The organism is Klebsiella sp. PK18, from assembly GCF_057784655.1.
Genome location: NZ_CM173493.1, coordinates 3,267,724 through 3,286,391, shown reverse-complemented (window position 1 = coordinate 3,286,391; position 18,668 = coordinate 3,267,724). Strand labels below are relative to the sequence as shown.

Here is an 18,668-nt window from a genome sequence, read left to right as displayed (position 1 = left end):
TTCCCGCTGTTTATTATTAAAAATAAACAGGCGTGAAGTTTATATTTTGTTTTATTTGGACGTGATTATTCCTGCCGATGTACAAGTATGAATACATCAGTGAATAAACAGGTACCAGCAGTGACTTAACTCAGCGTGACGCACGAAAACGGGCTGCGGCATAGCGCGCAGACACGGCCTACGGCGTAACGGCTGAATCAGGCGACGAAGGGGCGACTTTGTGGGTCTTCGCCATCAGAGAAGCGGCAACGACGCTCCAGCTGGCCGGTGACAGGACTGACGCGCCAGTTAGTAATGCGTTGATTCAACTCGCTGATTTTCGAAGAGAATATAGAGCTTTGCTGTTTTTTGCGCGCAGACGACACCCGATCGCGGGGCGGCCGGACACGCAGCGTTGATGTCATGGTTTTGACACCAGGAAAAAGGGTAGATTTGAAGTTCATAACACACCTCGGGACCGTGAAAACTCTGGTCGAGGTGGGACAACACGAGAGCATCAGGCTCCGGCGAGACACACCAAAACGAAGAAGTGATCACAATCGATTTTATGTTTACTTGTCCGAATAACCGTTAAGGCCATATTCGGACCGCTACTAAATTCAGTATCCATTAGTCTCTTATGTCAGATTAGGAAAGGCCACAACTTAGGCCCATGAAATCTACCCATAGCCAATGTTATTGTCAACCCATTCATATCAATTTAAATCTTCGTTTATATTTTGTGTAGAAACATCAAATCGTAGATTTAATCATTGGTGTTTTTCGGACGGTCGTAAAAAGGAAAAATAGCGGTCAGTGCGTTCAATTGTGGACCACCCTCGGCGCTGCGTCAGATAACGCGCTTTATCCCTGCACCGCAGCCGGAAAAACCGCCGCCAGCCATTCAATAAAGACGCGGAGCCGGGGCGGCACGTGCCGGTGCCGGGCATAGACGACGTGAAAGGGATAGGGGGCCGGGCGCCAGGCGGCGAGGATCTCCACCAGCTTGCCACTTGCCAGCGCGGGTTTTAGCGAATAGGTAAAGGTTTGCACAATGCCTAAGCCCGCCTCGCCGGCGGCAATATGCGCGTTGCTCTCATTGATGCCGAGATGGGGCTCTGTCTTGAGCTCGGTACTGACGCCGTGACGCGTAAAGCGAAACGGAAACGCTCTGCCGCTGGCCGGCGACAGATAGCTGATGAGCTGGTGGCCATGATGGAGTTCATCCGGCGAGGCGGGCGTGCCGCAGCGTTGAAGATAGCCAGGGGTGGCGCAGGTGACCAGCGTCGCCTCGCCGATTTTACGGGCGATCAGCGTCGAGTCTTCCATCGGCCCGCCGCGGATGGCGCAGTCAATATTGCCGCTGATGAGGTCCGCGGGTTTATCGGCCACCTGTAAATCGATACGGATATCCGGCCAGGAGGTCATAAAGTCCGCCAGCAGCGGGATCAGCACATCGCACGCGGTCGACCCACCGATGGCGATCCGTAGATGGCCCTTCGGCTTATTGTGGGCGGTATTGAAGGAGGCGTCGATCTCTTCTAGGTCTTCCAGCAGGCAGCGAGCTTTTTCATAGTACTCCCGTCCTTCCGGCGTCACGGTAATACGCCGGGTGGTGCGCTGCAGGAGAGAAACCCCCAGGTGCGCTTCCAGTTGCTTGATGGTTTTGCTGAGCGTGGCGTTGGGCATATCCAGCGAGTCCGCGGCGCGGGTAAAGCTGCCGGCTTCGACAACGCGGGTGAAGGCTTTGAGGGCTGAAAACCGGTCCATTATTCGCAGTATCCTGGTTAGCGGGCGTCCATTATCCACAGAGGGGAAAAGTGTTTTTCAGATTAGGCCATTTTTCCGCCTCTCTGAGGCGATTACAGTGCTTTCCATACCCGGCGGGGCGCTTTCGCGAGCCTGGCCTGTTTATACTCTAACCAAGGAAATGCACCATGAGCAAAAAACTTGCGGATAAAGTGGCGTTAGTGACCGGCGGCAGCACCGGGATTGGCCTGGCGTCGGCGAAAGCGCTGGCGGAGCAGGGCGCGAAGGTGTATATCACCGGCCGCCGACAGGAGGAGCTGGATGCGGCGGTAAGATTCATCGGGCCCGCCGCCCGCGGGATCCGCGCCGACGCCGCCGTGTTAAGCGACCTTGACGCGGTATTTGCGACCATTGCCGACGAGTCCGGCCGCCTGGATGTGCTGTTCGCCAATGCTGGCGGCGGGGAGATGCTGCCACTCAGCGCCATCACCGAAGCGCACGTCGAGCGGATTTTCGCCACCAACGTGCGCGGGGTGGTGTTCACCGTCCAGAAGGCGCTGCCGCTGCTCACCGACGGCGCCTCGGTGATTTTGACCGGCTCTACGGCGGCGGTCAAAGGGACGGCGAACTTCAGCATCTATAGCGCCAGTAAAGCGGCGGTACGCAGCCTGGCGCGTTCCTGGGCGCTGGAGGTGAACGATCGCGGGATCCGCATCAATGTCGTCAGCCCGGGGCCGGTGCGTACCCCGGGTCTGGGAGGACTGGTCGCGGAGGCGGACCGTCAGGGCTTGTTCGACGCCCTGGCCGCCAGCGTACCGCTCGGGCGGCTGGGCGAGCCGGAGGAGATTGGCAGGACGGTGGTATTTTTAGCGTCTGACGAGTCGAGCTTTATTAACGCCGCAGAGATCTATGTCGACGGCGGAATGGCGCAAATCTAAGCACAGTCTGTCGCCAGGCGAGCCGCCCCGGCGGATACCGGGGGGCTCGTGGTTATGGCGATCGCTTACTCACCGCTCGGGTGGGCAGCTTATTGCGCGCCCAGCTGTTTCATCAGCGTCAGGTTATCTTCAATATGCCAGTTGGCGGCAATTTTACCGCCGCTGATCTGATAGATATCGGTGGCGATAAAATCGATATTTTGTCCCTTACCCTTCCGGGTGCCGAAGGTCCCGGTAAAGTGGCCATGAAAATGTAAGTGTGAGACCACCCGGTCACCGGCCACAATCATTTGTTCGACATCACAACGTAAATCCGGCACCGCCTGACGAAACGCTCTGGAGGCGAGGATCGCGCCTTCCGGCCCTTGCCGACGCCCTTCCGGGGGCGTTTTATCGATAAAATTCCCCGCCAGCGCCGCCCGGGCCAGCGCTTCATCACCGGTATTCCAGAACGTGGCGTATTGCCTGGCGACATATTCATTGGCGACGCGTGTGGCAGGGGGAAGGCCGTTGTCAACGATGAGCTGGGCTGGCTTCAGCAAACCCTGCGGGGCTGAAAACGCGGAGCCGGATATCCCGGCAAGCAGCAGCGCTGTGGCGCAGCGCCGCAGCGTGATGCCGCGTCTGGCCTGCGTACAGACAACAGCGAAACTACGGCTGGCAGGTAACATTTTGCGGGTCATTTTCACTCTTTATGCTCCGTATAGAAGGGATAGTCGGTATAGCCCACCTCTGTCCCGCCAAACAGCGTGGCGGGATCGCTGGCGGTCGCCAGCGGCCAGCGGTGCTGAAGCCGCTGCGGCAGGTCAGGATTAGCAATAAACGGGCGGCCGAAAGCCACGAGGTCGGCGAGACCGGCGGTGAGGATACGTTCCGCCTTTTGCTGATCGTAATTGCCGGCCACGATCAGGGTGCCGTTGAAGGTCGCGCGCAGCGTGTCACGAAAGTGCTGGGGAACGGCTGGCGCATCGTCCCAGTCCGCCTCCGCCAGGTGGATAAAGGCGATACCCTGCTGTTCGCACCAGGCCGCCAGGGCAAGGATGGCGTCGATCACCTGCGGGTCGTTCATCCCGCGCTGAGTAATGAAGGGGGAAAGGCGGATGCCCGTCCGCTCGCGGCCAATGACGTCGCCGATGGCGGTCAGCACCTCCTGGGCAAAACGGATCCGGTTGCTCAGGCTACCGCCGTACTCATCAGTACGCTGGTTGGCGGTACGCCGCAGGAACTGGTCGATCAGATAGCCATTGCCGCCGTGCACCTCCACGCCGTCAAATCCCGCCGCTATCGCATTGCGCGCCGCCTGACGGTAATCGGCGACAATACGCTGAATATCCGATCGGGAGAGCGCCCGCGGCGGTGGGCAGTCCACCATCTGGCCCCGGCCTTGCTCATCCACCACCCAGACCTGGGCGTCCGGCGCCAGCGCCGACGGGGCCACGGGTTGCCCATCCGCATGAAAACGAGCGTGCGACATCCGCCCCACGTGCCAGAGCTGAGAAAAAATAACGCCGCCAGCCTGGTGAACGGCCCCGGTCGTCAGTTGCCAGCCGGCAATCTGCTCAGCGGAATGCAGGCCAGGCGTCCAGGAGTATCCCTGTCCCTCAGGAGAGATTTGCGTCGCCTCCGTGACGATCAATCCGGCGCTGGCGCGCTGGCGGTAATATTCCGCCATCAGCGCGGAGGGGATATTTCCGGGCTGCAGGGCGCGCGCCCGGGTCATGGGAGCCATGACGATGCGGTTTTTCAACGGCAGCGTGCCGATGCGGTAACGATCGAAAAGTGAGAGGCTGTTCATACGGGTGTCCCTTGCGAGTGGAATGAAAATCACTTTACAGTCGGGATCTGAATTTGATAATTAGGCTAAAAACAGATTCACTTTTCAGGAAATACGAAAAATGGGCAAGCTGGAAGATATGGCGCTGCTGGTGGCTGTCGCCGAGGCGGGGGGACTCTCCGCCGCCGGCAGACGGTTATCGCTCTCACCGGCCACCATGACGGCCCGCCTGAAGGCGATGGAGGAGCGCTACCAGACCCGTCTGTTCCATCGTTCCACGCGCGCGATCACCCTGACCAGGGCGGGGGAAGATTTTTATCATGCCGCGCGGCGCGTACTGGAGGAGGCCCGTCACGCCGAATCGTTGCTGACGCAAAAGGAAGGGGTGCTGAGCGGCAATATTCGTCTTTCCGCCCCCTCCGACTTTGGCCGACAGTATCTTAGCCCGGCCATCGTCGACTTTTCCCGCCGTCACGCGGAGGTCACGTTTTCCGTGTTCTTAGGGGAGCGCGTGGAGGATCTGGTCGCCAACCGGCTGGATATGAGCATTCGCGTCGGTAACCTGCCAGACAGTAGTTTGGCGATCCGCCATATCCGCCCCAACCACCGGGTGCTGGTGGCTTCGGAGGCTTATCTTGCTACCCACGGAACGCCTGCCTCCCTCGACGAGTTGCACCATCACCGCTGTCTGGCGCTGGAGCGGCACGGTGTGGTGATGAATGAATGGCGCTTCGAGGAGGCGGGAAAGAAGCGCGTGGTGCGGGTGACGCCGGCGATGGTCTGCGACGATGGGGCACTGCTGCGGCAGTGGGCGCTCAGCGGGGCGGGGATCGCCGGTAAATCATGGTGGGATGTGAAGAGGGATGTCGAGGAGGGACGGCTTCAGGTGCTGTTTGCCGAGCGCTTCACCGGATTCAGCCCCTTAGACCGCAAGGAGGTTGGGCTGCAGTTTGTCTTTCCCCAGCGAAAGCTGCAGCCGCCGCAGGTGTCGGCGTTTATGGCGTTTTTTATCGACTGGCTGGGAGAGTCATCCCCCTCCAGCGCGAGGCGAAGGTGAGCAGAACATGACCTCAGCGCATCTGGCTGAGGATAATACGATCGAAAAGACGGTCGCCCAGCCAGACACGCATCCGGATAAGCAGTTTGGCATACTTACCGACGGCATAACGGGGGCGTGGATTTGAGGCATTCACCGCGACCAGGACCACCTCGGCGATCGTCTGCGGGTCGCTGCCGGTGCCATGGCCGTATGTTTTTTGGATCGACAGGGCGACCCCTTTTACCAACTGACCATACGGTCCTGTGGCCGAACGTTTGACAATACTTTCGCTGGCCGCATCGCCGAAGCCGGTTTCAATCACTCCAGGTTCGATGATAACCACCTTGATGCCGAAGTCGGCAACTTCCAGCCGCAGGCAGTCTGACCACCCCTCAAGTGCATGTTTGGTGGCGTGGTACCATGCGCCGAGGACGCTATACATCTTCCCGCCCATGGAGGAGATATTGACAATATATCCGCGACGGCGGGCGCGCATCGCGGGAAGCAGTAGTTGCGTGAGATGCGCCGCGCCGAAGAGATTGACCTCAAACTGGTAGCGAGCCTCATCGATACCGATCTCTTCGACCGGGCCATACAGGCCAAAACCGGCATTATTGACCAGTACATCGACCCCTCCGGTCTGAGACAGAATGGTGTTCACGACCGCCAGCCGATCGTCCTGTCGTGAGAGATCCATCTGCAGGCATTGGGCCCCTAGCGAAGCCAGATCGTCCATTTTCCCGAGCTGCCGGGCAGCAACGTAAACCTGGTAACCCTCCTGGATAAGACGACGGGCAATGGCTTTCCCCATCCCTGACGATGCGCCGGTGACCAGCGCGGTTTTCTTTTCCTGAATAAACATAAGCACCTCGGCAAGTAGACTGCGCTGAGTGTGCCTGCTGTCAGGCGCGGTGTCGCTGGCACGGTACGCCACAATACTGGCAAAGCGCGCCATGACGCGCGCTTAGTTGAGGCGCATCATGTCTCTGAGGGTTTCTGGCGTCTGGCCGGTCCACGCCATAAAAGCCCGATAGAAGGAATTCGGATCTTCAAAACCGAGCAGAAAGGCGATCTCATAACCGGAAAGCGTGGTATTGAGAAGATAGTGGCGAGCCAGCGCTTCGCGGCAAGCGTGAACAAGGGCGCGATAATTCTCTCCCTCCTGCTCCAGCCTGCGCTGCAGGGTGCGTTTGCTCATTCCCAGACGTTGCGCCGTATTGTCGATAGAGGCGTCGTTGCCCGGCAGAAGCTCCAGCAGAACTGCATGAACACGTTCAGCCGTTGAGGCCTGATCGCTAAGCTGGCTGAGACGACGCTGCAGCTCCGGCTCAAAGACCTGCCACATACCCTCGTTCACCGTCAAAAAGGGCCGCAGGGCATCAGCGGCGGCAAAGCTGATGGTCGCCCGCTTTCCATGCTGTATGGTCGTGCCGAAGAAGGCTGAAAAGTGGTGGGTCTGCTGGCGGGTGAGGGGCTGTGAGAGCGTTACTTTCACGGCCTGAACCGGTTCGCGGGTGGCCAGTCGGTTCAGACGAAGTAAAAATGCCAGCTCTGCCACTTCCAGAGAGGCAGGGATTTCTGTTGCTCCCAGCCAGCGCGGAGACACTGTCAGCGTGCCGTTCTGCACGACCATCGTCTCCAGCACCATGGGGGCAATAAGCAGTTTATACTTGGCCAGCCGCTGGACCGCCTGCATCATGTGGGTACTACACAAGGCGGCGAACAGCGAGGGATCAAACACTTCCGCAGAGACCCTTTCTACAAAGGGCAAAGGAAAGGCCTGATCGTCGCTTTCTTTTTCCAGCACGCGCCAGAAACGCAGATACTCATCGGTAGTCAGACCGCGATTGATGTCTGAAAAGGTGTCGTCCGGCAAACCGGCCTGGCGGAGGAGATGTTCAGGCTCCATCCCTGCGTCTTTGAGCAGCGCTCGCCAACGGAGATTGAGAGAAAAAGTGCGGTTGCGTGCCATGGTGAAATTTCCAGCAGTGAACAGGGCTTTGATGTGCAACGCCCCCTGATAAGAGCATACCTTTTCCCACCCGCCAGTGACATTCCTCTTGCGCCATATTTGAAGTAAAGCACGCCAGCAATGAGAAGGGGGAACGGATGTGACCCGCGGGGTGGTTAGCCACCTATAGAGTCTTGATCTCAAATATGATTAGATAGCTTTCACTTAAAACCAGTAAGTAGCTGCCATGAATCTCAGGGAAAAAATCATTAATGAATTCGGCGGGTTGTCGCCCGAGCTGCAACGCGCCGCCGAGTTCTCACTGCAAAATGCCAGCCAACTGGTGGTGTTATCGATGCGTGCCTTCGCGGCGGAAGCCGGGGTAAAACCGGCGACGCTGCTGCGTCTGGCGCAGCGGCTGGGTTACCGCGGCTGGAGCGAGCTGAAAAGCGATTTCATTGACGACCTGGGGCTGCGCAATGATACGTACGTATCAAAAGCGGAAAAAATGATGGCCCGCGGCACGCAAACGCAGCTGTATAAAGAGGTTTTTCAGGCGCATCAGGCGAATCTGACCTTTACGCAAAACGAAAATGCGCAGGAGATGGAGCAGGCGGTGACCTTGCTCGATAGCGCGGAGAATGTCTATATCTGCGGATTCCGCGCCAGCTTTCCAATCGCGTGGTCGCTGTTTTATGTCTATCGACTGTTCAACCGGCAGGTATCGTTAATCGATGGCCTGGCCAGCAATATCGAAGTTTTCACCCGCGAACTGACCAACCGGGATTGCGTCTTACTCACCAGCTTTGCGCCCTATTCACGCGAATCACTGGATGTTTTACGGGCAGCCCGGCAGGCAGGGGCGAAGATCCTCGCCATTACCGACTCGCCGGTTTCCCCCTTAGCGCAGGCGGCAGACTGCACGCTGCTGTTTTCCATCGACAGTCCGTCATTTTTCCCTTCCGTGGTCTCCGGCATGGGGCTGGCGGAGTGTTTACTGGCGATGCTGGTGGTGCGCCACGGCCGGGAGGCGGTGAGTAAAATTGAAAGTGCCGAACGCTATCTTATCGATTCTGGCGTCTATGTGATCCCCGGTAAATCCTGATAAATGATTCAAATGTATCTGGTATAAGAATTATGGATGCATTTATATCTTTATTTCGTTGACGTGATCCAAATGGATCCTGCAAGATACGCTCAATTAATGTAGCGGATTCAGGAGCAGAACCCAGTATGAGTCATGTCATTCACCGCAGCCTGCGTAGCACGCCGATCGTGGCCTCACGTGCCCAGGGGGCCTATATCTTTGATGCCCAGGGAAAGCCGTATCTTGATGCCTGCGGCGGGGCGGCGGTTTCCTGCCTCGGACACGCACACCCTGATGTGCTGGCGGCGATGCACCGCCAGATCGATCAGCTGGCCTATGCGCATACCAGTTTTTTTACCAGTGATGTCGTGGAACAGCTGGCCGAACATCTCACCCGCACGGCGCCCGGCGAGCTTAACTATGCCTACTTTGTCTCGGGCGGATCCGAAGCAATAGAGACGGCGCTGAAGATGGCGCGGCAGTACTTTGTGGAGATCGGCCAGCCATCGCGCACCCGATTTATCGCCCGTAAACAGAGCTATCACGGCAATACGCTGGGCGCGCTGGCGGTGGGCGGTAACGAATGGCGCCGTCGCCAGTTTGCCCCCTTATTAATGGATGTTATCCGCGTCTCAGCCTGCAATGAGTACCGCGATCGCCGGGCTGACGAGACCCAGCAACAGTATACCGAACGTCTGCTTAATGAGCTGGAGCAAGCCATTCTTGAGGCCGGCCCGGAAACGATTATCGGTTTCTGTGCGGAAACCGTGGTGGGGGCGACGACGGGGGCCACGCCGCCGACGCCGGGCTATCTGAAGGGGGTGCGCCGCCTGTGCGATAAATACGGCATCCTGTATATCGCCGATGAGGTGATGTGCGGTATGGGGCGTACCGGGACGCTGCACGCGTTTGAACAAGACGACGTGGTGCCTGATTTAGTAACCATCGCCAAGGGACTCGGCGGGGGTTATCAGCCGATTGGGGCGGTACTGGCGAGTGAGGCCATTGTTTCCGCGCTGAAGGCGGGCAGCGGGTTGTTCCAGCATGGCCACACTTACATTTGTCATGCTACCGCCGCGTCGGCAGCGCTGGCGGTGCAGCAGGTGATTGCGCGCGATAATTTACTGGCTGCCGTCAAACAGCAGGGCGCCTATCTGCAACAGGCCCTGCGCGAGGTGCTGGGTGAGTTACCGCATGTCGGCGATACGCGCGGACGCGGCCTGTTTGCCGGCGTCGAGCTGGTGCGCGATAAAGACAACAAAACCCCGTTCGATCCTGCCCTGAAGCTGCATGCTGCGATCAAAGCAAATTGTATGGCGCGTGGGTTGATGGTCTACCCCATGGGCGGCACGATCGATGGTCAGTATGGCGATCACATCCTGATCGCGCCGCCGTTTATCATCACCCCGGCGCAGATCGACTTTGTGGTCGATACGCTGAACAGCGTGATCCGCGAAGAGACGGGAAAATTATGATCAATCGTTTACCGCCCCTGGCGGAACAGGAATGGGACGAGCGGCAACGTCAGTTAGCGGAAGAGATCATCAATGGGCCGCGCGGCGCCTTACTGCCGCCTTTTGAGCCGCTGCTGCGTAGTCCCGAGCTGATGGCGCATGCCCAGCGTATGGGGGAGTATTTACGTTATCGCAGCGCGCTGGGTCAGCGTCTTTCTGAACTGGCGATTTTGCTGACCGCACGGCACTGGTCACAGCCGGTAGAGTGGGCGATCCATGCGCCAATAGCACGTGAGAAGGGCATCTCTGCCGCGGCGGTGCGGGCGATTAAGCAACGGCGCCCGCCAGACGATCTCCGGCCCGATGAGCAGGTGATCTATGACTTCTGTCAGCAACTGCATCAACAGCAAAAGGTGAGTGATAGCACCTGGCAACAAGCCGTTGATTTATGGGGTGAGAAGGGCGTAGTGGATCTGATTGGGATAAACGGTTATTACAGTTTTCTCTCCATGGTGATGAACAGCGCCCAGACGCCCGTACCGGATACCACCGACTCTCTATTTTCTGAATAAGTTAGCCTTTTCATTCGGGCGCATAATAATGCGCCCTGCATATCAAGTGTTGTTATTGGTTCTTCCGGCGATATATATCGCAGGCTGATATTCGTTGCATGCCATTTCATTGACGCTGAGGGTAATTATGACTGGACTATTTAATAAATTAAAACTGACGCTGGCTTTGGTTATTTGTTCTGCCAGTTTTGTGACAACAGCCCAGGACAAAATAACGGTGGGCGTGGATACCGCCTTTGTCCCTTTTGAATTTAAACAAGGTGATAAATATGTCGGCTTTGATATCGATTTGTGGGACGCTATCGCAAAGAAAATGCATATCAGCTACGAATTAAGGCCGATGGATTTCGGCGGCCTCATCCCCGGACTACAGTCGCGCAATCTGGACGTGGCGATGGCCGGCATAACCATTACCGATGCGCGTAAACAGGTCGTGGATTTCAGTGATGGGTATTATAATGCCGACCTGTTAATAGCCGTGAAAAGTACTGATAATTCCATTGCCAAATTCAGTGATTTGACCGGAAAAAAAGTTGGCCTTAAGCAGGGGACGGCGGCGGCCAGCTTTATGAAAAGCAAATATAAAGCGAATTATATCGAGTTCCCGAACATCGATAACGCGTACCTTGATCTGCAGGCCGGCAATCTCGATGCCGTCGTTCACGATTCGCCAAATGTCCTTTACTACGTGAAGACGGCGGGTAATGGCAAGGTCAAATCCACCGGTGAGACGGACAGCATTCTGCCACAGCAATATGGCTTTGCGATGCAGAAAAACAGCAGCCTGACGCCAAAAGTGAACCAGGCTCTGCAGGCCCTGCGTGCCGATGGTACCTACGACAAGATTTACGTAAAGTGGTTTGCTAAACAGCCGAAATAACCCTGCCAGGTCGGAGCGATCCGACCTCATTTCTTCTTGACGGGTAGAATGATGAATTTTGACAGTCGCTATATTTGGGATGCTTTACCGCAGCTGATGCAGGGCTTGCAGCTGACGCTGATTATCTCTTTGTCCGGTTTGTTAGGTGGGTTAATCATTGGCTTGCTGGCGGGAACCTGCCGCGCATTAGGCGGAACAATATCAAAAACGGTATCGCTGGTGTTTGTGGAATTAATCCGTGGAACGCCGATCATGGTGCAGGTGATGTTTATCTACTTCGCCCTGCCGATGGTGTTGCCGGTGCGTATTGACCCGGTTCCTGCCGCTATTATCACCATTGTGATTAACTCCGGCGCTTATATAGCGGAGATCACCCGGGGCGCGATTCTGTCGATCAATAAAGGTTTTAAAGAAGCCAGCCTGGCGATGGGGTTATCGCCACGCAGCACCCTATTACATGTCATTATGCCGCTGGCTTTTCGGCGAATGATCCCGGCATTAGGCAATCAGTGGATTATCAGTATAAAAGATACCTCGCTCTTTATTGTGATTGGCGTGGCAGAATTAACCCGCCAGGGACAAGAGATTATTGCCGGTAACTTTCGGGCGCTGGAGGTGTGGACGGCGGTGGCGATGATTTATCTGTTTTTGACATTGTGCCTGAGCTTCCTGCTGAAACAACTTGAGAAAAGGATCCATATTTTATGAGCATGGTTGAATTTAGCGCGGTAGCGAAAAACTTCGGCGCCACTCAGGTGCTGCACGATATCAATTTAAAGATTGAAGCGGGCGAGGTGGTGGTGATCATTGGCCCGTCCGGCTCGGGAAAATCGACCCTGTTGCGCTGCATTAACAAGCTGGAGGAGATCTCTTCGGGAACGCTGCTGGTGGCGGGCATGCATATTACGGATCCGCACGCGAATGAGTGTGATATTCGCCGCGAAGCCGGTATGGTGTTTCAACAGTTTCATTTATTTCCGCATCTGACCGCCCTTGAGAATGTCATGTTTGGTCCGGTTCGCGTGCGTAAGCAGAGTAAGGCCGCGGCGCGGGAGCAGGCGCTGGCGTTGCTGGACCGCGTGGGTCTGCGCGAACGCGCTAACCACTATCCGGCAGAGCTCTCGGGGGGACAGCAGCAGCGCGTGGCGATAGCTCGTGCCCTGGCGGTAAAACCCAAAATGATGTTATTTGATGAGCCAACATCCGCCCTCGATCCCGAACTGCGGCATGAGGTGTTAAAGGTCATGCGCTCGCTGGCCGAAGAGGGCATGACGATGGTGATTGTGACCCATGAGATTGGCTTTGCCAGAGAGGTGGCTTCCCGGTTGATCTTTATTGATGGCGGCACCATTGCCGAAGATGGTTCACCTGAGGTGCTGCTCACTGCCAGCAGCAATCCGCGTCTGCAAGAGTTTTTGCAACACGTATCCTGAACATAAGTGAATGATGACAATATGAAAACAATCGCAATCCGTGGTTCCGCCTATGCGGTCGGTCAGCAGCTTGGCGCGTTTGGTCGTGAGGCCTGGCATACTAAAATCAGGCAAACAGCGCTGTGGCAAACTGTAACCGCCATGAAAACGGCGGAACAAACCCAGCGCATGCGCGCAGCCGTCCAGGCTCAGTGGCCGCAGATCTGGCAGGAGCTGGAGGGCATGGCGGAGGGGCTGCAGGCGCCGGTGGATGAGGTGTTTGCCTGGAACTGTCGCGGCGATCTGGTGCGTTCGACGTCGGATGGCTGCACTACCCTGGCGGGGATAAGCGCTGAGGGCGAGTTAATTATTGCGCACAACGAAGACGGTTTCCCGCAGCTGCGCGGTGACTGCGCCATCGTCCACGTGACACCGGATGTGGGCCTCGCCTTCACCAGCTTCGCCTACCCCGGCTCCCTGTGCGGGCACACCTTCGCGGTGAATGAGAAAGGGATAGTCAATACGGTCAACAATATTCGTGCTGTGCATCGTCCGGAGGGGATGCCGCGCCAGATACTGGCCCGCGCATCGCTGAATGCCACCACGTTAGATGAGGCCATTACCCTGCTGACCGCGACACCGCGCGCGGGCGCGTTTCACCACACACTGGGTCAAATGGGCGATAGCCGTCTGTTTAGCGTGGAAGCTACCGGCTCCGGCAGCTCAGTGCGCCAGCTGACCGCCACCTTTGGGCATGCCAACCATCTGATCCATCCCCAGCTTGAGACCATTGAACAGATCGTGACCGGGAGCTCCGGCTCACGCCAGCAGCGCCTGGACGCGTGGCTGGCGACGAACCCGTCGCTGGATGGGGTAACAGCGAAAGCGATGCTCTCCGACCAGCAGGATCCGCTGTTACCGATTTACCGGCTGTCTGCGGAAGATCCGGATGACGAAAATACGCTGGCGACGGCCATTTTTACCCTGAGCGCGACCCGGGTCGCATGGCAGGTCTTCACCCTGGATCGTGAAAACGCGGTTTTGCAGGGCAGCCTTTAGCCGGCTGAGGGCGTTTTCAGCAGGGCGATCAGCAGCGTACTGCACGCCATGATCCCCGCCGCCAGCCACACCATGCCTGACAAGCCCGCAGTGGCGATCAGCTGGCCGCCGACAAGCGCCCCGGTGCCGATGGCGGCATTAAAAATAGCCACGTAAATGGCTGACGCCGGCTGGGCGACCGCGCCTGCGCTGCGCAGCAGCCAGGTCTGTAAGCCGACGAACACGATCGCGATACCGGCGCCCCACAGGGCTAACAGCAGCCCGCTAAAACAGAAAGGCAGGGGCGCAAGCCGTCCGGTGCCGAGGAGCGCCAGCGCGCCTCCGCTCAGCAGCAGTGAAGCAAAAATCAGCCCCTTCAGATGACGGTCGATAAGCTTACCCGCGATAACGTTACCCACCAGCCCGGAAACCCCTGACAACAGCAGCAGGCCGGAGAGGGCAGTTGCCGGTACTCCCTGCAGTGTTATCAGCAGCGGTTCAACATAGGTGAAGGCGGCAAAGTGAGCGGTAATGATGCAGGCCGTGGCGCCATACAGGCCGCAGAGCAGCGGATTGCGGAAGATATTGCGATAAACACCCAGCCTGACGGGGGGGGACGCGGCCAGCGCGGGCAGCGTCGAGCATAGCACTGCCGCTGCGGCCAGTGACAGCAGGGCCACCGCCAAAAACGCGTGTCGCCAGCCCGCCAGGGTGGCGATAAAGCTCGCCAGCGGTACCCCCACTACGCTTGCCGCCGACACGCCGCCAAAAATGATTGCCGTAGCCAGCCCCAGCCGGTGCGGCGGGACCAGCTGCGCGGCGACGATGCCAATTAAGGCCCAGAAGGCGCCATGCGCCAGGGCGCCAATCATGCGGGCGCTCATCAGGGCGAACATGGAATAAGACCGGGTCGCGGCGAGGCAGGAAAGCGCCAGGGTCAGCATCAGCCCGACCAGCAGCGCCTTGCGTGAAATACGCGCCGGCATCGCGCCGGAAAGCAGGGCCGCCAGGGCGCCCACCCAGCCGTAGGCGGTGACGGCAAGCCCCATACCGGATTCCGTCTGGTGAAAATCCGCCGCCAGGGCGCTGAGCATGCCCACCGGCGCCAGTTCGCTGGTGACGATCGAAAAGGCGCAGATCCCGAGCGCAATGACGGCTATCCAGACGCGCGTCGGGGTTGGGTTAAGGGGTAAAGCAATCTCTTTCATGTCAGGCGTATCCTAAGAATAGGGAAGCCGCGCATGGTGCACGGACGTTCAGGTGAGGAGAGAACCGGCGATCGGATGGCCAGTTTGTCTCCGCGAGTGGCGTGCAGTATCATCCCTGCGAAAACGATAAAAAAGAGCAGAAAACGGAGAGCCGTTTTCCATAATTGGAAAGTAGATGACAGCAGAGTTTAACTGGGATGATGCGCGCATATTCCTCGCCATCGCCCGGGCGGGAACGCTAAGCGGCGCCGCCGACAAGATGAACATGGGGATTGCCACGGTGTCCCGCAGGCTGGATCGGCTGGAACAGTCGCTGAAAGTCCCGCTTTTCAGCCGCCATCAGAGCGGCTATCGCCTGACCGACGATGGCGAAGCCCTGCTCGCGCGGGCGGAGGCGCTGGAATACGCAGGCCTGGCGTTCGGCGAGGCGGCGCAACTGCAGGGGCATGTCGCCGGAGTTGTCCGCCTGGCTACCTCGGATAACCTGGCCACGCACTTTATTCTGCCCTCCCTGAAAGGGCTCCTGGACCACTATCCTGACCTGCGGGTGGAGGTGCTGAGCGGCGTGCAGCCGGTGAACCTGCATCGTCGGGATGCCGATCTGGCGATCCGCATGGTCAAGCCTGACGCCGGGCATTTGACCTTAAAGCGGCTGGGGACGGTGGGGTTTGGCGTCTATGGCGCCGCCAGCTATCTGGCCGGTGCGGACGGCCTGTCGCTGAGCGAGGCGGACTTTGTGGGGTGGCCGGAGACTCACCAGCACCTGCCGGCCGCCCAATGGATCACGCGCACCCTGCGAGGGCGACCGTGTAAAGTCGAAGCCAATACGCTCGTGGCCCAGGTTTCCGCGGTATCAGCGGGGCTTGGGCTGGGCGTCCTGCCGCACTTTATGGCGCGGGCCAACGGGCTGCAGTGCCTGCAGCCGGAGATCGGCGCGGATCAGACGTTATGGTTAGTGATGCATTCCGACCTGGCCGGGTCCAGACGCGTGCGGGTTATCGCCGACCATCTCATCACCCTCTTTGCGGACCATCAAGACCGGCTGGCGTTGCCCTGACGCTAACGCTCAGGGGATCACCCGCGCCGTTCTCAGCTGCGAAAACAGGCTGAAAAACATCTCGTCTGTGGCCTGCATCCGCTGGAAGCCAGCCCGGCGCAGTTTACTGCCATCGCCAAACATATCGTACTGCCAGCCGAACACGAAATCGGCAAACTGACCGTCGCTCAGACGCAGAATGTCCGCTTCCACCAGCCGCTCTCCGGCCAGCTCGCGCCAGACGGCACGGTAGTCATTGAATAGCTGATGAAATGAGAGCCTGACGGGCGGGGCGCATTCCAGTTCAAACCACTGCGCGATGCGCGGCCACAGCTCGCACCAGCGCCAGATATCACCATTATTGACGTTGAAGGCCTCGTTTTCCCCCGCCGGTGAGGTGGCGGCCCACAGCGTGGCCTCCGCCAGCAGGTCGGCGTCAGTATGATCGACAATGCTGTGCCAGGTGGTTAACGTGCCGGGAAAGCGCAGCGGTAAACCCAGGGCTTTGCACAGTGACGCATACAGCGCGATGCTCAACGCAAGATTCATGGCATTACCCGGCACCGGGCTGCCCACCACGCCGGGCCTGATAGCGCTCCAGTGCCAGGTTTTGCCTTGTTGAAAGTGGCGGAGCCACGCAAGTTGAGCGGCGTTAAATTCAGCCCCGGGTACGCCGGGGTCGCTTTCCCGCGCCGGGGTTTTAAAGGGGCCAAGATGGGCGCCATACACTTTATACCCCTGCATCAGGCTGACCGCCTGCAGCGGGGCGTTTTGTTCGACGTGGCTGACCAGATTACGCAGCATGGTAACGTTCGGCTCCACCATCTCGCTCCAGTTTCCGGCATTCATCCAGGCACTGTAAAAAATGTGGGTCACGGTGGACAGCGGCTGGAGCGCTTGCGCACTGTGCCGGGCATCGCGTAAATCGACGTGAATCATCGGGATCGCCCCCGGTTGCGACAGGGCGCGGTGGCTGAGGCCGATAACCTCCCATCCACGATGTAACAGGGTGTTGACCAACTGGCGGCCAACGATGCCGCTGCTGCCAGCGACCAGTGCGACCTGAGAGGATGTCTTGTTCATGGTGTTTCTCCTGGGAAGGTGACCGACACAGTGTGCTAGATTATTTTTTTGCCACCTATCCCATGAAACGGATGACACTTATCAGCAGAATCATGAAATGAATAATAAGCTCACCGCCATCGCCACCTTTCTGCGCGTTGCCGAAGCCGGCTCATTTTCCGCAGCCGCCCGGCAGCTCGGGATGAAGCAATCTGCCGTCAGTCAGCAGATCGCCGCGCTCGAACAGGAGCTTGGCGTGGTGTTACTCCATCGTACGACGCGGGCCATGATGCTTACCGAGCAGGGGGTGCATTACCGGCGTGATATGCAGCGGGTGCTGAACGCCATGCAGGAGGCGGAAAGGCGGCTCAACCCGGCGGAGCCTCAGTTTCAGGGACGAGTGCATGTCCAACTGCCAAGCGGTCTCGGCAGTCTTCTGCTGCCGCATCTGCTGGCGCTGCAGAAACAGTATCCTGAACTGCACCTGATGCTGTCGCTCGACGATCGGATCGCCGATCTGGTTACCGAAGGGGTGGATGTGGCGCTGCGTCTCGGCCATGAGCCGCCGCCATCCCATGCTGCGCGGGTTCTGGCGCGGATTGAAACGGCGCTCTTTGCGGCACCAGGTCATTACGCCGTTCAGTCCGTGGACGACCTGGCGGAGTATCCACACGTTCGGTTTAGCGGCATCCCGCTTGATGCTCCGCTGCGGATAATTTCCGCAGACGAGACGAGAGACGTGCAGGTTAAGACCGTTTTTCGGGCCAACACCAGCGATGCGCTGTTGCAGGCGCTGGAATCCGGTATCGGCATCGGAGGGATGCAGCGACCGCTGGCGGCCAGGGCACTCAGGGCTGGAAGGCTGGTGCCGATCCTGGCTGACTGGCGATTACCGGACCGTTTCCTGTATGCCGTCTATCCCGATGCCCGTTTTATTCCGCCGCGGGTCAGAAGCGTGATCGCCTTGATTGAGGCGCGACTGCCTGAGCTCGCTGTGGGGAGCTGAGGGTAAGGCGCTCCCCCATTCAGAACCGTGCGCGGTATCGTGCCGCTCCCCTGCAGGTGGTTTCTGATGTTAAGGTGAGACGTTTATCACCACAGGAGAACGCAAATGATTGTCAGGACCTGGCACGGCTGTGTGCCATTGCAACATGCCGAGGGGTTTGCCCGCCACCTTGAGCAGACCGGCGTGGATCACGCCCGGGGTATCCCCGGTAACAGAGGCGCGCTGGTGCGCCAGGAAAACCAGGGCGAATGGGCGCATTTTTTTCTCGCCACCTACTGGCAGGATCTTGCGGCGGTCAAAGCCTTCGCAGGCGAAGACTATCACGTCGCGGTCACTTATCCGGACGACGACGCATTCGAACTCCTCTCCGACCCCTACGTGTTTCAGCATGAAGTTGAGGCCGTGTCGCCACTGTAGGCTGATGACCGGGCAGGTGTAAGATCGGCCAGCAACAGACGGTTGCTGGCCGCGTGAGAGCGACGT

Annotated in this window: 20 protein-coding genes; 12 read left to right on the top strand and 8 right to left on the bottom strand. The window is 58.4% G+C overall.

Annotation, left to right across the window (positions count from 1 at the left end):
* Positions 1–197: 197 nt before the first annotated feature.
* Both AC3EMD_RS16110 and AC3EMD_RS16105 read right to left on the bottom strand, forming a co-directional pair.
* Entirely contained in the window at positions 198–443 is a 246-nt protein-coding gene (locus tag AC3EMD_RS16110) for a hypothetical protein (RefSeq protein ID WP_012542114.1), read from the bottom strand.
* A gap of 400 nt (positions 444–843) precedes the next feature.
* Positions 844–1,749 (bottom strand): LysR family transcriptional regulator, encoded by a 906-nt coding sequence (locus AC3EMD_RS16105; protein ID WP_086893062.1) that lies wholly within the window; start codon positions 1,747–1,749, stop codon positions 844–846.
* A gap of 167 nt (positions 1,750–1,916) precedes the next feature.
* Between AC3EMD_RS16105 and AC3EMD_RS16100 the strand changes: the two genes are divergently transcribed.
* A complete protein-coding gene (locus AC3EMD_RS16100; protein ID WP_110220331.1) occupies positions 1,917–2,666 on the top strand; it encodes an SDR family oxidoreductase in 750 nt (249 codons plus the stop codon).
* An 89-nt stretch (positions 2,667–2,755) separates the two neighbouring features.
* On the opposite strand, the gene AC3EMD_RS16095 is transcribed toward AC3EMD_RS16100, so the two are convergent.
* Together AC3EMD_RS16095 and AC3EMD_RS16090 are read right to left on the bottom strand one after the other, a co-directional pair.
* A complete protein-coding gene (locus AC3EMD_RS16095; RefSeq protein ID WP_016160724.1) occupies positions 2,756–3,349 on the bottom strand; it encodes an ester cyclase in 594 nt (197 codons plus the stop codon).
* Between the two features lie 2 nt (positions 3,350–3,351).
* Positions 3,352–4,461: an alkene reductase gene (locus AC3EMD_RS16090; protein WP_023322402.1), complete on the bottom strand. Its 1,110-nt coding sequence runs from the start codon at positions 4,459–4,461 to the stop codon at positions 3,352–3,354.
* 100 nt (positions 4,462–4,561) lie between these two features.
* Here AC3EMD_RS16090 and AC3EMD_RS16085 point away from each other — a divergent pair, with 100 nt between their 5' ends.
* Positions 4,562–5,497: a LysR family transcriptional regulator gene (locus AC3EMD_RS16085; RefSeq protein WP_302073592.1), complete on the top strand. Its 936-nt coding sequence runs from the start codon at positions 4,562–4,564 to the stop codon at positions 5,495–5,497.
* 13 nt (positions 5,498–5,510) lie between these two features.
* Here the strand turns inward: AC3EMD_RS16085 and AC3EMD_RS16080 are convergent, their stop codons facing one another.
* The gene (locus AC3EMD_RS16080; protein ID WP_023322403.1) at positions 5,511–6,341 is read right to left on the bottom strand and encodes an oxidoreductase; all 831 of its coding nucleotides are present in this window, start codon (positions 6,339–6,341) and stop codon (positions 5,511–5,513) included.
* Between the two features lie 102 nt (positions 6,342–6,443).
* On the bottom strand, positions 6,444–7,451 hold the full coding sequence (locus tag AC3EMD_RS16075) for an AraC family transcriptional regulator (protein ID WP_302074192.1): 1,008 nt from the start codon (positions 7,449–7,451) through the stop codon (positions 6,444–6,446).
* Between the two features lie 226 nt (positions 7,452–7,677).
* Here AC3EMD_RS16075 and AC3EMD_RS16070 point away from each other — a divergent pair, with 226 nt between their 5' ends.
* The 7 genes from AC3EMD_RS16070 to AC3EMD_RS16040 all read left to right on the top strand — a co-directional run bounded on the left by AC3EMD_RS16070 (position 7,678) and on the right by AC3EMD_RS16040 (position 13,894).
* A complete protein-coding gene (locus tag AC3EMD_RS16070) occupies positions 7,678–8,535 on the top strand; it encodes a MurR/RpiR family transcriptional regulator (RefSeq protein ID WP_008807647.1) in 858 nt (285 codons plus the stop codon).
* A gap of 128 nt (positions 8,536–8,663) precedes the next feature.
* Positions 8,664–9,992 (top strand): aspartate aminotransferase family protein, encoded by a 1,329-nt coding sequence (locus AC3EMD_RS16065; RefSeq protein ID WP_110222873.1) that lies wholly within the window; start codon positions 8,664–8,666, stop codon positions 9,990–9,992.
* Complete coding sequence (locus AC3EMD_RS16060) at positions 9,989–10,543, top strand: carboxymuconolactone decarboxylase family protein (RefSeq protein ID WP_012968484.1); 555 nt, start codon at positions 9,989–9,991, stop codon at positions 10,541–10,543. The genes AC3EMD_RS16065 and AC3EMD_RS16060 overlap by 4 nt, the downstream gene beginning before the upstream one ends.
* 127 nt (positions 10,544–10,670) lie before the next feature.
* Complete coding sequence (gene glnH, locus AC3EMD_RS16055; RefSeq protein WP_104459004.1) at positions 10,671–11,423, top strand: glutamine ABC transporter substrate-binding protein GlnH; 753 nt, start codon at positions 10,671–10,673, stop codon at positions 11,421–11,423.
* A gap of 51 nt (positions 11,424–11,474) precedes the next feature.
* Positions 11,475–12,131, top strand: a complete 657-nt coding sequence (gene glnP, locus AC3EMD_RS16050) for a glutamine ABC transporter permease GlnP (protein ID WP_302074191.1) — start codon at positions 11,475–11,477, stop codon at positions 12,129–12,131.
* A gap of 2 nt (positions 12,132–12,133) precedes the next feature.
* Positions 12,134–12,856 (top strand): glutamine ABC transporter ATP-binding protein GlnQ, encoded by a 723-nt coding sequence (glnQ, locus tag AC3EMD_RS16045; protein WP_012542105.1) that lies wholly within the window; start codon positions 12,134–12,136, stop codon positions 12,854–12,856.
* Positions 12,857–12,877: 21 nt separating this feature from the next.
* The gene (locus AC3EMD_RS16040; protein ID WP_115188734.1) at positions 12,878–13,894 is read left to right on the top strand and encodes a C45 family autoproteolytic acyltransferase/hydrolase; all 1,017 of its coding nucleotides are present in this window, start codon (positions 12,878–12,880) and stop codon (positions 13,892–13,894) included.
* Here the strand turns inward: AC3EMD_RS16040 and AC3EMD_RS16035 are convergent.
* The gene (locus AC3EMD_RS16035) at positions 13,891–15,081 is read right to left on the bottom strand and encodes an MFS transporter (protein WP_302073591.1); all 1,191 of its coding nucleotides are present in this window, start codon (positions 15,079–15,081) and stop codon (positions 13,891–13,893) included. The two genes, AC3EMD_RS16040 and AC3EMD_RS16035, sit on opposite strands and share 4 nt — an antisense overlap.
* 175 nt (positions 15,082–15,256) lie before the next feature.
* On the opposite strand from AC3EMD_RS16035, the gene AC3EMD_RS16030 reads away from it, so the two are divergent.
* The gene (locus AC3EMD_RS16030) at positions 15,257–16,138 is read left to right on the top strand and encodes a LysR family transcriptional regulator (RefSeq protein ID WP_032739609.1); all 882 of its coding nucleotides are present in this window, start codon (positions 15,257–15,259) and stop codon (positions 16,136–16,138) included.
* Between the two features lie 9 nt (positions 16,139–16,147).
* Here the strand turns inward: AC3EMD_RS16030 and AC3EMD_RS16025 are convergent, their stop codons facing one another.
* Positions 16,148–17,200 (bottom strand): SDR family oxidoreductase, encoded by a 1,053-nt coding sequence (locus tag AC3EMD_RS16025; RefSeq protein ID WP_008807638.1) that lies wholly within the window; start codon positions 17,198–17,200, stop codon positions 16,148–16,150.
* Between the two features lie 97 nt (positions 17,201–17,297).
* Between AC3EMD_RS16025 and AC3EMD_RS16020 the strand changes: the two genes are divergently transcribed.
* On the top strand, positions 17,298–18,185 hold the full coding sequence (locus tag AC3EMD_RS16020; RefSeq protein ID WP_012542101.1) for a LysR family transcriptional regulator: 888 nt from the start codon (positions 17,298–17,300) through the stop codon (positions 18,183–18,185).
* Between the two features lie 105 nt (positions 18,186–18,290).
* Positions 18,291–18,602, top strand: coding sequence for a hypothetical protein (locus AC3EMD_RS16015; protein ID WP_012968478.1), 312 nt, complete (start codon positions 18,291–18,293; stop codon positions 18,600–18,602).
* Positions 18,603–18,668 lie beyond the last annotated feature (66 nt).

Excerpts from the sequence above, each read along its gene's own strand:
- AC3EMD_RS16110 (WP_012542114.1), bottom strand. The coding sequence starts at position 443 with ATGAACTTCAAATCTACCCTTTTTCCTGGTGTCAAAACCATGACATCA.
- AC3EMD_RS16105 (WP_086893062.1), bottom strand. The coding sequence starts at position 1,749 with ATGGACCGGTTTTCAGCCCTCAAAGCCTTCACCCGCGTTGTCGAAGCC.
- AC3EMD_RS16100 (WP_110220331.1), top strand. The coding sequence starts at position 1,917 with ATGAGCAAAAAACTTGCGGATAAAGTGGCGTTAGTGACCGGCGGCAGC.
- AC3EMD_RS16095 (WP_016160724.1), bottom strand. The coding sequence starts at position 3,349 with ATGACCCGCAAAATGTTACCTGCCAGCCGTAGTTTCGCTGTTGTCTGT.
- AC3EMD_RS16090 (WP_023322402.1), bottom strand. The coding sequence starts at position 4,461 with ATGAACAGCCTCTCACTTTTCGATCGTTACCGCATCGGCACGCTGCCG.
- AC3EMD_RS16085 (WP_302073592.1), top strand. The coding sequence starts at position 4,562 with ATGGGCAAGCTGGAAGATATGGCGCTGCTGGTGGCTGTCGCCGAGGCG.
- AC3EMD_RS16080 (WP_023322403.1), bottom strand. The coding sequence starts at position 6,341 with ATGTTTATTCAGGAAAAGAAAACCGCGCTGGTCACCGGCGCATCGTCA.
- AC3EMD_RS16075 (WP_302074192.1), bottom strand. The coding sequence starts at position 7,451 with ATGGCACGCAACCGCACTTTTTCTCTCAATCTCCGTTGGCGAGCGCTG.
- AC3EMD_RS16070 (WP_008807647.1), top strand. The coding sequence starts at position 7,678 with ATGAATCTCAGGGAAAAAATCATTAATGAATTCGGCGGGTTGTCGCCC.
- AC3EMD_RS16065 (WP_110222873.1), top strand. The coding sequence starts at position 8,664 with ATGAGTCATGTCATTCACCGCAGCCTGCGTAGCACGCCGATCGTGGCC.
- AC3EMD_RS16060 (WP_012968484.1), top strand. The coding sequence starts at position 9,989 with ATGATCAATCGTTTACCGCCCCTGGCGGAACAGGAATGGGACGAGCGG.
- glnH (WP_104459004.1), top strand. The coding sequence starts at position 10,671 with ATGACTGGACTATTTAATAAATTAAAACTGACGCTGGCTTTGGTTATT.
- glnP (WP_302074191.1), top strand. The coding sequence starts at position 11,475 with ATGAATTTTGACAGTCGCTATATTTGGGATGCTTTACCGCAGCTGATG.
- glnQ (WP_012542105.1), top strand. The coding sequence starts at position 12,134 with ATGGTTGAATTTAGCGCGGTAGCGAAAAACTTCGGCGCCACTCAGGTG.
- AC3EMD_RS16040 (WP_115188734.1), top strand. The coding sequence starts at position 12,878 with ATGAAAACAATCGCAATCCGTGGTTCCGCCTATGCGGTCGGTCAGCAG.
- AC3EMD_RS16035 (WP_302073591.1), bottom strand. The coding sequence starts at position 15,081 with ATGAAAGAGATTGCTTTACCCCTTAACCCAACCCCGACGCGCGTCTGG.
- AC3EMD_RS16030 (WP_032739609.1), top strand. The coding sequence starts at position 15,257 with ATGACAGCAGAGTTTAACTGGGATGATGCGCGCATATTCCTCGCCATC.
- AC3EMD_RS16025 (WP_008807638.1), bottom strand. The coding sequence starts at position 17,200 with ATGAACAAGACATCCTCTCAGGTCGCACTGGTCGCTGGCAGCAGCGGC.
- AC3EMD_RS16020 (WP_012542101.1), top strand. The coding sequence starts at position 17,298 with ATGAATAATAAGCTCACCGCCATCGCCACCTTTCTGCGCGTTGCCGAA.
- AC3EMD_RS16015 (WP_012968478.1), top strand. The coding sequence starts at position 18,291 with ATGATTGTCAGGACCTGGCACGGCTGTGTGCCATTGCAACATGCCGAG.